Raw genomic sequence first — 13,583 nt, 5'->3', positions numbered from 1 at the left:
CATGAACGTACGACGCCTGATACCCACCGCCACCCTCGCCGGAGCGGTCTCGCTCGGTCTGGTGGCACTGTCCGCCTGCTCCTCTTCTGACGCCGCCGACAGGACGAGCGGTGACAAGCTCGCGGTCACCGCGTCGTTCTATCCCATGCAGTTCCTGGCCCAGCGGATCGGCGGCGATCACGTCTCCGTCACCACCCTCACCAAGCCGGGTGTGGAGCCGCACGATCTTGAACTCAAGCCCCGGCAGACCGCCGAGCTGGGCGAAGCGGACGTCATTCTGTATCTCAAGGGTATCCAGCCCGCCGTGGACGAGGCCATCACCCAGTCCGGCGTGCGGACCGTCGTCGACGCGGCCACCCTCACCACTCTGGAGAAGCACGGCACCGAAGTCGGGCACGCGCACGGCGGCGACGAGCACGCCGGTGAGGAACACGCGGGCGAGGAGGAGGCCGCCACGGACGGCAGAGACCCGCACATCTGGCTCGACCCGGTGAGATACGCCGAGGTCGCCAAGGGCGTCGGCGCGGCCCTGGAGAAGGCCGACCCGGACAACGCCGCCGAGTACCGGAAGAACACGGACACGCTGGTCGGCCGGCTCGGCGAACTGGACACCGCGTTCAAGCAGGGCCTCACGGACACCGCGACCAAGACCTTCATCACCACCCACGCCGCCTTCGGCTATCTCGCCGAGCGCTACGGCCTGGAGCAGGAGGCGATCGCCGGTATCGACCCCGAGGCCGAGCCCAGCCCCGCCCGGATCAGGGAACTGGAGACCATCGCCGAGCAGGACAAGGTCAGCACCGTATTCTTCGAGACACTCGCCAGCGACAAGACCGCCAAGACCATCGCCGCGGACTCAGGACTGAAGACCGATGTCCTGGACCCGCTGGAGGGAATTACGGACAAGTCCAAGGGCGATGACTACATCGAGGTCATGCAGTCCAACCTCGCCGCGCTGCGGAAGGCACTCGGCGCGAAGTGAACCGGCCGACGGCAGCAACGGAGGCGCCGCACATGGCGACCATGGAGAGCGACGAACAGGCCCCCGAGGCGAGAGCGCCCGAGACCGCGCCGCCGTCCGGCCCCGCCGACCCCCGGCCCCGCCCCCCGGCGCCCGCCGGCGCCGGGGACCGGCCCTCCGCTCCCGGCCCCCGGCACACCTCGGAGCCGGCCGGGACCACAGCCGCCGCGGACGGAGAACCTGTCGTTGCTCAGCGCCTCGCGCCGGTCGTCTCCGTCCGCGGTGCCACCGCCGTCCTCGGCTCGCGCACCGTGCTGCGCGGCATCGACCTCACCGTGCGCCGCGGTGAGGTCGTCGCCCTGCTGGGCGCCAACGGCTCCGGCAAGTCCACCGCCGTCCGCGCCATGATCGGCCAGGTCCCGCTCATCGGCGGTGAGATCTCGCTCTTCGAGACCCCGCTGCGCCGCTTCCGCGACTGGGCGCGGGTCGGCTACGTACCGCAGCGCACCACCGCCGCCGGTGGCGTGCCCGCGACCGTCCGCGAGGTCGTCTCCTCCGGCCGGCTCTCGCACACACGGCTCGGCCGCCCCTCCAAGGCCGACAAGGCGGCCGTCCAGCGGGCCATCGAGCTGGTGGGCCTCGCCGACCGTGCCAAGGACTCCGTGAGCGCGCTCTCCGGCGGCCAGCACCAGCGCGTGCTGATAGCCAGGGCGCTCGCCGCCGAACCCGAGCTGCTGCTGATGGACGAGCCGATGGCGGGCGTCGACCTCGCCAGCCAGGACATCCTCGCCACGGCCCTGCGCGAACAGGTCGCCGCCGGTACGACCGTCCTCCTCGTCCTCCATGAGCTGGGCCCGCTGGAGCCGCTGATCGACCGCGCGGTGGTGCTCCGCGACGGCTGCGTCACCCATGACGGGCCGCCGCCCCCCGCTCTCGGCCAGCACGCCCTGCCCGGCCACGACCATGTCCACCCCCACGCGGCCGGCGAGCCGCTCCGTACAGGACTGCTGACCTGACCATGGACTTCCTTGAGACCGCGTTCATGCAGCGCGCGCTGATCGCGGCGGTACTGGTCGGGATCACCGCGCCCGCCGTCGGCATCTATCTCGTCCAGCGGCGCCAGGCGCTGATGGGCGACGGCATCGGCCATGTCGCCATGACCGGGGTCGGCCTGGGCTTTCTGCTCTCCGCCAGCCCGGTGTGGATGGCGACGCTGGTCTCGGTCGCCGGGGCCATCACCATGGAGCTGATCAGGGCGTACGGACGGACGCGCGGCGACATCGCGCTGGCCATGCTCTTCTACGGCGGGATGGCGGGCGGTGTCCTGCTGATCAATCTCGCGCCCAACGGCTCGAACGCCAACCTCAGTTCGTATCTCTTCGGCTCGCTCTCCACGGTCTCGCCGTCCGACGTGACCGCGATCTCGCTGCTCGCCGCGTTCGTCGTGCTGGTCACGGTGGGGCTGCGGCGGCAGCTCTTCGCGGTCAGCCAGGACGAGGAGTTCGCCCGGGTCACCGGGCTGCCGGTCCGCGCGCTGAATCTGCTGATCGCCGTCACGGCCGCGGTGACCGTCACCGTCGCCATGCGGGTGGTGGGGCTGCTGCTGGTCAGCGCGCTGATGGTGGTGCCGGTGGCGGCGGCCCAGCAGATCACCCGGTCGTTCGTGGTCACGTTCGTGCTGGCGGTGGTGATCGGTACGGCGGTGACGCTCGCCGGTACGGTCACCTCGTACTACCAGGACGTACCGCCCGGAGCGACAATCGTGCTGATGGCGATCGCGGTCTTCGTGGTCCTGACGGTCCTGGCCACTCCCCTGGCCAGACGGCGGGCCGGGGCGCTGCGGACCGAGGAGGCGGCCGAGGAGACCGCGGCGGTGCCGGTGACCGCGCCCGTACCCGGTGTGACGGGCGCCCCGGGCGTACCCGCCGCCCATCGACCCACGGACGACCTCACGGTCTGACCGCGAGCCGGTGACGAACTGGCAGAATGGCCCGAGGGAAGCGGGCAACGCCCGGTGGATACGGGCAGAGGCAAGGAGGCACCTGTGACGACTGCGCCCAGCGGTGGATCAAGTGCGGCCCCCGTGCGCGGCCGATCGACCCGCCAGCGTGCCGCGGTGGCGGCGGCGCTCGACGAGGTGGACGAGTTCCGCAGCGCGCAGGAGCTCCACGACATGCTCAAGCACCGCGGTGACTCGGTGGGCCTGACCACGGTCTACCGCACGCTCCAGTCCCTCGCCGACGCGGGCGAGGTCGATGTGCTGCGGACCAACGACGGCGAGTCCGTCTACCGCCGCTGCTCGACCGGCGACCACCACCACCATCTCGTCTGCCGGGTCTGCGGAAAGGCCGTCGAGGTCGAGGGGCCCGCGGTGGAGCAGTGGGCCGAGACGATCGCCGCGCAGCACGGCTATGTGAGCGTGGCGCACACGGTGGAGATCTTCGGTACCTGCGCGGAGTGCGCGGAGTGCACCGGCCGGGCCGCCAAGAACTGAGTCCGGTCACTCCCGGGTGCCGGACGGGTGCGCAGCGCGCCCGTCCGGCACCTGGTTTTCGGGGCCGTCCGGCGCCCGGGAAGCCGTCTCAGCCCTGCGGAACCTCTCAGCCCTGCGGACCCCTCAGCCCCGCGGAACCGCGGCCTCTGCCGCCTGGGCATCCGCTGCGGCCCGCGCATCGGCTTCCGCCTTCGCATCCGCCTCCGCCTGTTCCGGGTTGGGCAGTGCCCCGCCGAAGCGCCGGTCCCTGGAGGCGTATTCGAGGCAGGCCCGCCACAGATCCCTGCGGTCGAAGTCCGGCCACAGCACGTCCTGGAAGACCATCTCCGCGTAACTGCTCTGCCAGATCAGATAGTTGGAGGTGCGCTGCTCCCCGCTGGGCCGCAGGAAGAGATCCACGTCCGGCATGTCGGGGTAGTAGAGGTACTTCGCGAAGGTCTTCTCATTGACCTTCGACGGGTCGAGCTTCCCGGCCGCCACATCCGCCGCGAGCGCCTGCGCCGCGTCCGCGATCTCCGCGCGACCGCCGTAATTGACGCAGAAGTAGAGCGTCATGGCGTCGTTGTCCTTGGTCTGCTCCTGCGCGACCTGGAGTTCCTGGACGACCGACTTCCACATCTTGGGCATCCGGCCGACCCAGCGGATACGGATGCCCAGTTCGTCCATCTCGTCCCGGCGCCGCCGGATGACATCGCGGTTGAAGTTCATCAGGAAACGCACCTCGTCGGGCGTGCGCTTCCAGTTCTCGGTGGAGAAGGCGTACAGGGAGAGGTTCTTGACGCCCATCTCCAGACAGCCCTTGAGCACATCGAGGACGACACCCTCGCCGACCTTGTGGCCCTCGGTGCGCGGCAGACCGCGTTCCTTGGCCCAGCGGCCGTTCCCGTCCATGACGCACGCCACATGCCGCGGCACCAGTTCGGCCGGGATCTTCGGCGGCCGGGCGCCGGAGGGGTGCGGTTCGGGCGTCTTGTACTCGCGGCGGGAACGTCCCAGGATTCCGCGTCGTGCCATGCGCTCTCTCTCCCAAGTCTCGCTGTCGCTGTGCAGCCGTGCGGCTGTGTCTGTGCGTATGTACCGGCGCCGGCTGCGTACGCCGCGTGTCAGTTCTTCTCCACGTATCTGAGCGAGCGCAGACCACGCTCCAGGTGCCAGTGCAGATAGGCGGACACCAGCCCGCTGCCCTCCCTGACGTACCGCGCCTCGCACGCGTCGGCCTTCTCCCAGTCGCCGGTCAGCAGCGCGCTCAGCAGTCCGACGGCCTCACCCGAGGGTACGACGCTGCCGGGCACCCGGCAGTCGGCGCAGACGACCCCGCCCGCCGCCACGGAGAAGAAGCGGTTGGGGCCCTGGAGGCCGCATTTCGCGCAGTCGTCAAAGCTCGGCGCGTAGCCGTTGACCGCGAGCGAGCGCAGCAGGAAGGCGTCCAGGACGAGATGGGGCGCGTGCTCGCCGCGGGCGAGGGTGCGCAGCCCGCCGACGAGCAGCAGGTACTGCTGGACGGCCGGCTCGCCCTCGTGGTCGGTGAAGCGCTCGGCGGTCTCCAGCATGGCCGTCCCCGCGGTGTAGCGGGCGTAGTCGGTGACGATGCCGCCACCGTACGGAGCGATGGTCTCACTCTGCGTGCACAGCGGCAGACCACGGCCGACAAGATCGCTGCCGCGCGCGAAGAACTGCACGTCGACATGGGAGAAAGGTTCCAGCCGGGCACCGAACTTGGATTTCGTACGGCGCACTCCGCGGGCGACGGCGCGGACCCGCCCGTGGCCGCGGGTCAGAAGCGTGATGATGCGGTCGGCCTCACCGAGCTTCTGGGTACGCAGCACGACGCCGTCGTCCCGGAACAGACTCATGGGCCCATTCTCCCGCACGCGCGCGGGCCCCCGAGCCGTCGGCCCCCCCGGGAAGGGCTCAGGAAGGCGTGCCCGAGGCCGCCAGCAGCAGTCTCTCCGTGTCGTCCGAGCACAGCAGCAGCGCGCCGCCGACAATGCTGAGCACCTCGCGCTCCGCCGCGCTGTACGGTCCGTCCGCCACCGCGATCCTGGCGCCCTGGAGCACGATCGACTCGCGGCCCGCCGGGGCGAGGTGGGGCGCCAGCGGCTCCAGCGCCTCGTGCAGCTCGATGGCGAGCGCCGCGCCGCACGGTCCCGGGTCCGTGATGAACCGCCCGGTGTCGGCGGCGAGCGCCTCCACCAGATCGGTCAGCCGGTCCTCGGTGCAGTCCTCGAATCCGGCCGCGCGGACGGCGTGCACCGCGGTCTCCCTGACCGTACGGGAGGACACCCCGCCGGCCGCGAGGACGGCCAGCGCCACGGTGTGCACGGCGTCGCGCAGCATCGCCGAGAAGCGGAGGGTGGTGGGGTGGTCGAGGACGTCCGTACCGAAGTGGGAGTGGCAGGCGGCACATTCGACCACCGGCCCGGCCAGTCCGCGCGCCAGCAGCGGAACACCGAGCACGGTGAACCGGCGACGACCGGTCCGGCGGCGGTAGTTGCGGTCGCCGCCGCAGTCGGGGCAGAAGAACTCCCCGTCCCCGACGGTGTTCCAGGACGTACGAATGCCGCAGATGCGCACTTTTCGGCCGCTTGATCCCTGAGCTGGCAGCACGTCGCGCACCTCCGTAACGCTCCGGCAACATTGCCGCGTTGACGTGATGTTAGCCACACCACCCGGGCCCCGTCAGCACCGCGGCAGGAGATCGCCACGACATGGCCGAACCCCGCCCACCGCTACGGGTGGACGGGGTCGGTAAACGCCCAGGTGAACGCCTGGATCAGCGGGAATCAGCCGTCGGCGGAGCCGGACCGGCGGGTCGCGCGGTTGACCGCGGAGATGACCGCCTTGAGTGAAGCGCGTGTGGTGTTCGCGTCGATCCCGATGCCCCAGAGGACTTGTCCGTCGATGGCGCACTCGATGTACGAGGCGGCCTGTGCGCTCGCGCCCTGGCTCATCGTGTGTTCCTGGTAGTCGAGCAGCCGGGCGTCGACCCCGACGAAGGCCAGGGCCTCGAAGAACGCGGAGATGGGACCGTTGCCGGTGCCGGTGAGCTCTGTCTCCGTACCGTCCACGACGGCCTGTACGGTCAGGGTGTCCCGGCCGTCCGTGCCGGTCGTGCTCTGTCCCGAGCGGAGCTGGATCCGGCCCCAGGCGTTGTCCGGGTTGGGCAGGTACTCGTCCTGGAAGACCGACCAGATCTGGCCGGGGGTGACCTCGCCGCCCTCGGCGTCGGTCTTGGCCTGAATGATGCGGGAGAACTCGATCTGCATCCGGCGCGGCAGGTCCAGCTTGTGGTCGTTCTTCAGGACGTACGCGATACCGCCCTTGCCGGACTGCGAGTTGACGCGGATGACCGCCTCGTAGGAGCGGCCCACGTCCTTGGGGTCGATCGGCAGATACGGCACGGCCCACACGGTCTCCCCGGCCGGGACGCCCCGTGCGGCGGCGTCGGCCTCCCGCGCGTCGAAGCCCTTCTTGATGGCGTCCTGGTGGGAGCCGGAGAAGGCGGTGTAGACCAGATCGCCCGCGTAGGGGTGGCGCGGATGGATCTCCATCTGGTTGCAGTACTCGCTGGTCCTGCGGATCTCGTCGATCTGCGAGAAGTCGATCTGCGGGTCGACGCCCTGCGAGAAGAGGTTCATGCCGAGCGTCACCAGGTCGACATTGCCGGTGCGCTCGCCCTGTCCGAACAGGCAGCCCTCGATCCGGTCCGCACCCGCCATCAGCGCCAGCTCGGCGGCGGCGACGGCCGTGCCGCGGTCGTTGTGCGGGTGCACGGACAGACAGACGAACTCGCGGCGGGACAGGTTCCGCGACATCCACTCGAAGCGGTCGGCGTGTGTGGACGGGGTCGAACGCTCCACGGTGGCGGGCAGGTTGAGGATGATCTCGCGGCCGGCCTCGGGCTGCCAGACGTCCATGACGCCCTCGCAGACCTCCAGGGCGAAGTCCAGCTCGGTGTCGGTGAAGATCTCCGGGCTGTACTGGTAGCCGAAGACGGTCTCGGCACCCAGGATCTTGTCCGCGTACTCCATCACCAGCCGGGTGCCGTCCACGGCGATCTGCCTGACCTGCTCCTTCGTGCCGCGGAAAACCACGCGGCGGAAGGTGGGGGCGGTGGCGTTGTAGAGGTGGACGGTCGCGCGGCGGGCACCGCGCAGCGACTCGACCGTCCGCTCGATCAGCTCCTCGCGCGCCTGCGTCAGGACGGAGATCGTCACGTCCTCGGGGATCGCGTCCTCTTCGATGATCGACCGTACGAACGCGAAATCGGTCTCGCCGGAGGACGGGAAGCCGACCTCGATCTCCTTGTAGCCCATCCGCACCAGCAGATCGAACATCTCACGCTTACGGGCTGGCGACATGGGATCGATCAGCGCCTGGTTCCCGTCACGCAGATCGGTCGAGAGCCAGCGGGGGGCGACGGTGATCCGGTTGTCCGGCCAGGTGCGGTCGGGGATGTCGACGGCTTCGTACGGGCCGTACTTGTGGATCGGCATCCCGGACGGACGCTGAGTGTGGGTCGCGTTGGTGACGGGCGTCGGGCGGCCGACAGAAGGATCGGACATGGCGTAGGGCTCCTCGTGTGTCCACTGGGACGGCCGACGGGGCGCGATCACCGCAACGCCAGACTCCGCGGGGAGGGGGTCGGCCTACGACTACAGGCCCTCGCCGCGGCAGCTAAGGAGAAGCAGCCCGAAACGCATGATGCAGGCGAGCATATCCGAGGCGGGCCGGGCACGCCGGGCCGTATCAGCATGCGGAACCCGCGCGTACGGGACCGGCGCGGCCGGGATTCCGGAATGCGGTCGAGTTCCCGGAATGCCGAGAGATCACTCCATTTCAGCAACATTGGTCGCAATGGGTGACATGACGATGACGGAGTGCCACATTGCCTGTATGAACGCCTTCACGCACGCCGACGCCATCGCGGGTGGCCCCGCTCCCGTCTTCTGCACCATCGTGCCGCCGCACGTCCTCGACAAGCTCGCACAGGCCGACGACCCCGTCATCTCCGGGCCCGCCCGGCGCACGCTGGAGGCCGACTCCTCCCAGCGCACCCGGCGCCGGCTCACCGCGTTCCGCGCCGCGGGGCCGCCGAGCGGCGCGGAGGCGACGGGCAAGCCGGACCGCACCATCCACGACTGCGGCAACGGCACCGCCCTGCCGGGCCGGAAGGTCCGCGGGGAGGGCGACGCGCCGGGCAGGGACGCCACGGTCAACCGCGCGTACGCCGGGCTCGGCGCCACCTTCGAGCTGCTGCTCAAGGCGTACGAGCGGGATTCGCTGGACGGCGCGGGGCTGCCGCTGGTCGCGAGCGTCCACTACGACCGGGAGTACGCGAACGCGTTCTGGGACGGCGAGCAGATGGTGTTCGGCGACGGGGACGGAGAGATCTTCCTCGACTTCACGATCCCGGTCGATGTGATCGGCCATGAGCTGGCCCACGGCGTCACGCAGTACACCGCCAATCTGACCTACTACGGGCAGCCGGGCGCCCTGAACGAGTCCATGTCGGACGTCATCGGATCGCTGGTCAAGCAGTACACCCTGGACCAGACCGCCGACCAGGCGGACTGGCTGATCGGCCAGGGCCTGCTCGCTCCACGGGTCACCGGGGTCGCGCTGCGCTCCATGAAGGCGCCGGGCACGGCGTACGACGACGATGTCCTCGGCAAGGATCCGCAGCCGGCCACGATGGACGACTACGTACGGACGAACCAGGACAACGGCGGGGTGCACATCAACTCCGGTATCCCCAACCACGCGTTCTATCTGCTCGCCGACCGGCTGGGCGGCAAGGCGTGGGAGCGCGCGGGCCGCATCTGGTTCGACGTGCTGACCGGCGGGGAGCTGGCGGGGGACGCGGACTTCGCGGACTTCGCCCGGCTGACCGTGTCGGCGGCGCGGGCCCGTTTCGGGGACGGGGCGGAGCTGGAGGCCGTGGTCAAGGCCTGGTCCCAGGTCGGCGTCCCCACATCATGACGACCTGCTCCGGGAGCGGCGCCTACCGCCCGCCCCCGCCAGCCGCTAGACAGGACACATGCATATCGAAGTGCGTCGTACAGGCGGTTTCGCGGGCATCGAGCGCCGGGCCGAGGTGGACACCTCACACCTCCCGGACGCGCCCGCCTGGCAGTCCCTGGCGGAACAGGCCCTGTCGGACGCCGCGGCGGACCCCGCCGACCTCGGAGTCCCGGACGGCTTCCACTACTGGATCACCGTCGGCACCCGGACCATCCACTGCGCCGACCCCCACCTCTCCGCCTCCCAGCGCACCCTGATCTCCCGAGTCCTCAAGGAAGGAGCCTGAAAGAGCCCTCAAGGAACCTGAAGAGACCTGAGGGGCCTGAAGAGGCCTGGGCGCGCGCAGCCGTATCGCTCAGAAGCCCAGTTTGCGGAGCTGCTTGGGGTCGCGCTGCCAGTCTTTGGCGACCTTCACATGGAGGTCCAGGAAGACCGGGGTGCCCAGCAAGGCTTCGATGTGTTTGCGGGACTTGGTGCCGACTTCCTTGAGGCGCTTGCCCTTCGGGCCGATGATGATGCCCTTCTGGCTGGGGCGCTCGATATAGACGTTCGCATGGATGTCGAGGAGCGGCTTGTCCGCCGGGCGGTCCTCGCGGGGGAGCATCTCCTCGACCACCACCGCGATGGAGTGCGGCAGTTCGTCCCGTACGCCTTCGAGCGCCGCCTCGCGGATCAGTTCCGCCACCATGACTTGCTCGGGCTCGTCGGTGAGATCGCCCTCCGGGTAGAGCGGGGGGCTCTCAGGGAGCAGGGGGACCAGCAGATCCGCCAGCAGGCCGACCTGGCGGTCGCCGACGGCCGAGACCGGGACGATCTCCGCCCACTCCAGATCGAGTTCCTTGCCGAGCTGGTCGATCGCGAGAAGCTGCTCGGCGAGCGTCTTGGAGTCGACCAGGTCCGTCTTGGTGACCACGGCGACCTTGGGCGTCTTCTTGATCGCCGCCAGTTCCTTGGCGATGAACCGGTCACCGGGACCGAGCTTCTGGTCCGCGGGCAGACAGAAGCCGATCACATCGACCTCCGCCCAGGTCGTCCGTACGACGTCGTTGAGCCGCTCGCCCAGCAGGGTGCGCGGTTTGTGGAGGCCCGGGGTGTCGACGAGGATGAGCTGCGCCTCGGGCCGGTGCACAATGCCGCGGACCGTGTGCCGGGTGGTCTGCGGCCGGTTCGAGGTGATGGCCACCTTCTGGCCGACCAGAGCGTTCGTGAGGGTGGACTTGCCGGCGTTGGGGCGGCCGACGAAGCAGGCGAAGCCGGCCCGGTGGGGGGCTTCGGCCGTCTCGGGAGAGGGGGTACGAGCGCTCATGGCGCCCATTCTCCCCGATCGTTCACCCGCCGCCGACCAGATCGCCTCGGGCTGTCGCGTACGGCCTGTCCCCGGTGCCCGGGGCCGCACCGCCGGGTCAGACGGTCCCGCCCGCTTCGACGGTCGTACGGAGCGTGCCGTCGGGGGCCGCCACCAGCAGCGGGGTGGCCGGTCCGCCCAGGTCGCGCACGGCCGCGCGGTCCTCGTCGGTCGCCGTCTCCGCCTCGGTGACGACCGCCGCCGCCTCCAGCGAAGTGGCGCCGCTGGCGACGGCCATCGCGACCGCGGTCCGCAGCGCGCTGAGTCTGAGGGAGGCCAGCTCGACGGTCCCGGCGACATAGGTACGCCCGGTCTCGTCCCGTACCGCCGCGCCCTCCGGTACGCCGTTGCGGGCGCGGGCGCTGCGGGCCAGGGTGATGATCTTGCGGTCCTCGGGGCCGAGGCCGGTGCCGGGATCGGTGCTCTCAGTCATGTGCCGAGCATAGGCAGCGCGCCCGGCGGCCCCGCGACCGCCCTGAGACCGTCCACGCCCTGCCGTGCACCCGAGCCCGGCGGCCCGTGAGCGTACGCCTCAGGGCCGGTCGAGCCGCAGCCGCTCCGCCTTCGGCAGACCGGCCACCACCAGGTCGTACGAGTCCTCGACCAGCTCCCGTACCATCCGCGCGGGCAGCCCGCCGACCGTCACGGTGTTCCAGTGCCGCTTGTTGAGATGCCAGCCGGGCACGATCGCCGGATGGGCCTCGCGGAGCCGGACCGCCTCCTCCGGATCGCACTTGAGGGCGATCTTCAGCGGCCGTTCCTCCAGCGAGCAGAACGCGAAGATCCGGCCGCCGACCCGGAAGACGGTGAGCCCGGGGCTGCGCGGGAACGGCACATCGCTGGACGTCCCGTTCAGCCCCAGACACCAGGCCGCCAGCTCCTCCGCGGTCATGGCGTCCTCGGGTGCCCCCACGTCCTCAGGTACCCCCACATCGCCGGGCGCCATCACGTCCTCGGAGGTCACGAAGCCTGGGCCTCCTCGCGCACCGGCTCGACCAGGACCGTGACGATCTTGTTGCGGCGGCCCGCCGGGGACTCCGCCGTCAGCAGCAGCCCGCGCCCGTCGGGCAGCTCGACCCTGGCGCTGGCCCCGGCGATCGGCACCCTGCCCAGCGCCTTCGCGAGCAGCCCGCCGACCGTCTCCACGTCCTCGTCGTCGTACTCGTCGAGTCCGAACAGCTCCCCGAGGTCGCCGATGTCGAGCCGGGCGGTGACCCGGTACGAGCCGTCGCCGATCTCCTCGACCGGCGGCAGCTCACGGTCGTACTCGTCGGTGATCTCGCCGACGATCTCCTCCAGGATGTCCTCGATGGTGACGATCCCGGCCGTGCCGCCGTACTCGTCGATGACGACCGCGACATGGCTGCGCTCCTGCTGCATCTCCCGCAGCAGATCGCCCGCGTTCTTGGTGTCGGGGACGAAGGCGGCGGGGCGTATCGCCGTGGACACCAGGTCGTTCTCGGAGTCCCGGTTGATATGGGTCTTTCTGACCAGGTCCTTCAGATAGACGATGCCGACGATGTCGTCCTCGTTCTCACCGGTCACCGGGATCCGCGAGAAGCCGGACCGCAGCGCCAGGGTCAGCGCCTGCCGGATCGTCTTGTAGCGCTCGATGGAGACCAGGTCCGTACGCGGCACCATCACCTCCCGTACGAGCGTGTCGCCCAGTTCGAAAACGGAGTGCACCATTCGGCGCTCCTCGTCCTCGATCAGGGACTCCTGCTCGGCGAGGTCGACCATGGCCCGCAGCTCGGCCTCGCTCGCGAACGGCCCCTTGCGGAAGCCCTTGCCGGGGGTGAGGGCATTGCCGAGGAGGATCAGCAACTGCGGGATCGGCCCCATGATCCTGGCGAGCGGCAGCAGGACATACGCCGAGGCCGTGGCGGTGTTGAGCGGATGCTGCCGTCCGATGGTGCGCGGCGAGACACCCACCGCGACATACGAGACCAGGACCATCACCCCGATCGCGACCACCAGCGCGGTCCAGGTCTCCGCGAACTCCTTGATGCAGACATAGGTGACCAGCACCCCGGCGGCCATCTCGCAGGCGACCCGGACCAGCAGGGCCACATTCAGATAGCGCGTCGGATCGGCGGCGACCTGCTCCAGCCTGGCCGCCCCGCGCCGCCCGGACCGTACGGCCTCGGCCGCCCGGAAGCTGGAGACCCGGGCGATGCCGGCCTCCGCCGAGGCCGCCAGCCAGGCCACGACGACCAGGGCGACCGCTCCGACGATCAGTTGCGCGGTCACGAGACCGTGGGCGCGGGGGACGGTCCCGTGAGCCCCTGTTCGGAACGCCAGCCGTCGATGATCGCCGCCTGGAGTCCGAACATCTCGGCCTTCTCGTCCGGCACTTCATGGTCGTACCCCAGCAGATGCAGCACTCCATGGACGGTGAGGAGCTGGAGCTCCTCGTCCATGGTGTGCCGCGTCGGGGCTTCCTCGCCCTGTTTCCTGGCCACTTCGGGGCAGAGGACGATGTCACCGAGGAGCCCCTGCGGGGCGCTCCTCGTCGTCCTTCACCGGCGGACGCAGCTCATCCATCGGAAAGGACATGACATCCGTGGGGCCCGGCAGATCCATCCACTGCATATGGAGCTGCTCGATGGCCGCCTCGTCCACCACGATCACCGACAGCTCGGAGAGCGGGTGGATCCGCATCCGGGTGAGCGCGTAGCGGGCGACGTCGAGGATCGCCTGCTCGTCGACCTCGGTGCCTGACTCGTTGTTGACGTCGATCGACATGGTGCGCTCTTGTT

Annotated in this window: 14 protein-coding genes and 1 pseudogene; 6 read left to right on the top strand and 9 right to left on the bottom strand. The window is 70.1% G+C overall.

Going from position 1 to position 13,583, the window contains the following annotated elements; translation table 11 throughout:
- Window position 1 precedes the first annotated feature (1 nt).
- From KQY30_RS24530 to KQY30_RS24515, 4 genes are all read left to right on the top strand, one after another.
- Window positions 2–982, top strand: coding sequence for a metal ABC transporter substrate-binding protein (locus tag KQY30_RS24530; RefSeq protein WP_217308674.1), 981 nt, complete (start codon window positions 2–4; stop codon window positions 980–982).
- Window positions 983–1,014: 32 nt separating this feature from the next.
- Window positions 1,015–1,977: a metal ABC transporter ATP-binding protein gene (locus tag KQY30_RS24525; RefSeq protein WP_254407310.1), complete on the top strand. Its 963-nt coding sequence runs from the start codon at window positions 1,015–1,017 to the stop codon at window positions 1,975–1,977.
- A 2-nt stretch (window positions 1,978–1,979) separates the two neighbouring features.
- Entirely contained in the window at window positions 1,980–2,921 is a 942-nt protein-coding gene (locus KQY30_RS24520) for a metal ABC transporter permease (RefSeq protein WP_217308673.1), read from the top strand.
- A gap of 84 nt (window positions 2,922–3,005) precedes the next feature.
- Window positions 3,006–3,455, top strand: coding sequence for a Fur family transcriptional regulator (locus tag KQY30_RS24515; protein WP_046506141.1), 450 nt, complete (start codon window positions 3,006–3,008; stop codon window positions 3,453–3,455).
- 123 nt (window positions 3,456–3,578) lie between these two features.
- On the opposite strand, the gene KQY30_RS24510 is transcribed toward KQY30_RS24515, so the two are convergent.
- The 4 genes from KQY30_RS24510 to leuA form a co-directional block, all read right to left on the bottom strand.
- On the bottom strand, window positions 3,579–4,469 hold the full coding sequence (locus KQY30_RS24510; protein WP_217308672.1) for an isoprenyl transferase: 891 nt from the start codon (window positions 4,467–4,469) through the stop codon (window positions 3,579–3,581).
- 89 nt (window positions 4,470–4,558) lie between these two features.
- The gene (recO, locus tag KQY30_RS24505; RefSeq protein WP_217308671.1) at window positions 4,559–5,308 is read right to left on the bottom strand and encodes a DNA repair protein RecO; all 750 of its coding nucleotides are present in this window, start codon (window positions 5,306–5,308) and stop codon (window positions 4,559–4,561) included.
- 58 nt (window positions 5,309–5,366) lie between these two features.
- Entirely contained in the window at window positions 5,367–6,062 is a 696-nt protein-coding gene (locus tag KQY30_RS24500) for a TerB family tellurite resistance protein (RefSeq protein ID WP_217308670.1), read from the bottom strand.
- Between the two features lie 176 nt (window positions 6,063–6,238).
- Window positions 6,239–8,020, bottom strand: coding sequence for a 2-isopropylmalate synthase (gene leuA / locus KQY30_RS24495; protein ID WP_217308669.1), 1,782 nt, complete (start codon window positions 8,018–8,020; stop codon window positions 6,239–6,241).
- Between the two features lie 331 nt (window positions 8,021–8,351).
- Between leuA and KQY30_RS24490 the strand changes: the two genes are divergently transcribed.
- On the top strand, window positions 8,352–9,437 hold the full coding sequence (locus KQY30_RS24490; RefSeq protein WP_254407309.1) for a M4 family metallopeptidase: 1,086 nt from the start codon (window positions 8,352–8,354) through the stop codon (window positions 9,435–9,437).
- A 58-nt stretch (window positions 9,438–9,495) separates the two neighbouring features.
- The gene (locus tag KQY30_RS24485) at window positions 9,496–9,765 is read left to right on the top strand and encodes a protealysin inhibitor emfourin (RefSeq protein WP_217308668.1); all 270 of its coding nucleotides are present in this window, start codon (window positions 9,496–9,498) and stop codon (window positions 9,763–9,765) included.
- A gap of 69 nt (window positions 9,766–9,834) precedes the next feature.
- On the opposite strand, the gene era is transcribed toward KQY30_RS24485, so the two are convergent.
- The 5 genes and pseudogenes from era to ybeY form a co-directional block, all read right to left on the bottom strand.
- Window positions 9,835–10,785 (bottom strand): GTPase Era, encoded by a 951-nt coding sequence (gene era / locus KQY30_RS24480; RefSeq protein WP_106409702.1) that lies wholly within the window; start codon window positions 10,783–10,785, stop codon window positions 9,835–9,837.
- 97 nt (window positions 10,786–10,882) lie between these two features.
- Window positions 10,883–11,257, bottom strand: coding sequence for a cytidine deaminase (locus KQY30_RS24475; RefSeq protein ID WP_217308667.1), 375 nt, complete (start codon window positions 11,255–11,257; stop codon window positions 10,883–10,885).
- Between the two features lie 99 nt (window positions 11,258–11,356).
- Window positions 11,357–11,716: an MmcQ/YjbR family DNA-binding protein gene (locus KQY30_RS24470; protein ID WP_046506147.1), complete on the bottom strand. Its 360-nt coding sequence runs from the start codon at window positions 11,714–11,716 to the stop codon at window positions 11,357–11,359.
- 68 nt (window positions 11,717–11,784) lie between these two features.
- On the bottom strand, window positions 11,785–13,074 hold the full coding sequence (locus KQY30_RS24465; RefSeq protein WP_217308666.1) for a hemolysin family protein: 1,290 nt from the start codon (window positions 13,072–13,074) through the stop codon (window positions 11,785–11,787).
- Window positions 13,071–13,569, bottom strand: a pseudogene (ybeY, locus tag KQY30_RS24460) (rRNA maturation RNase YbeY). The gene KQY30_RS24465 and the pseudogene ybeY overlap by 4 nt, the downstream one beginning before the upstream one ends.
- Window positions 13,570–13,583: the final 14 nt, after the last annotated feature.

The sequence above is a fragment of the Streptomyces sp. GMY02 genome (assembly GCF_019056675.1).
GTDB classification, from domain to species: Bacteria; Actinomycetota; Actinomycetes; order Streptomycetales; family Streptomycetaceae; genus Streptomyces; species Streptomyces odonnellii.
The sequence above is the reverse complement of the archived record's forward strand: the minus strand, read 5'-3'. Positions and strand labels throughout refer to the sequence as shown.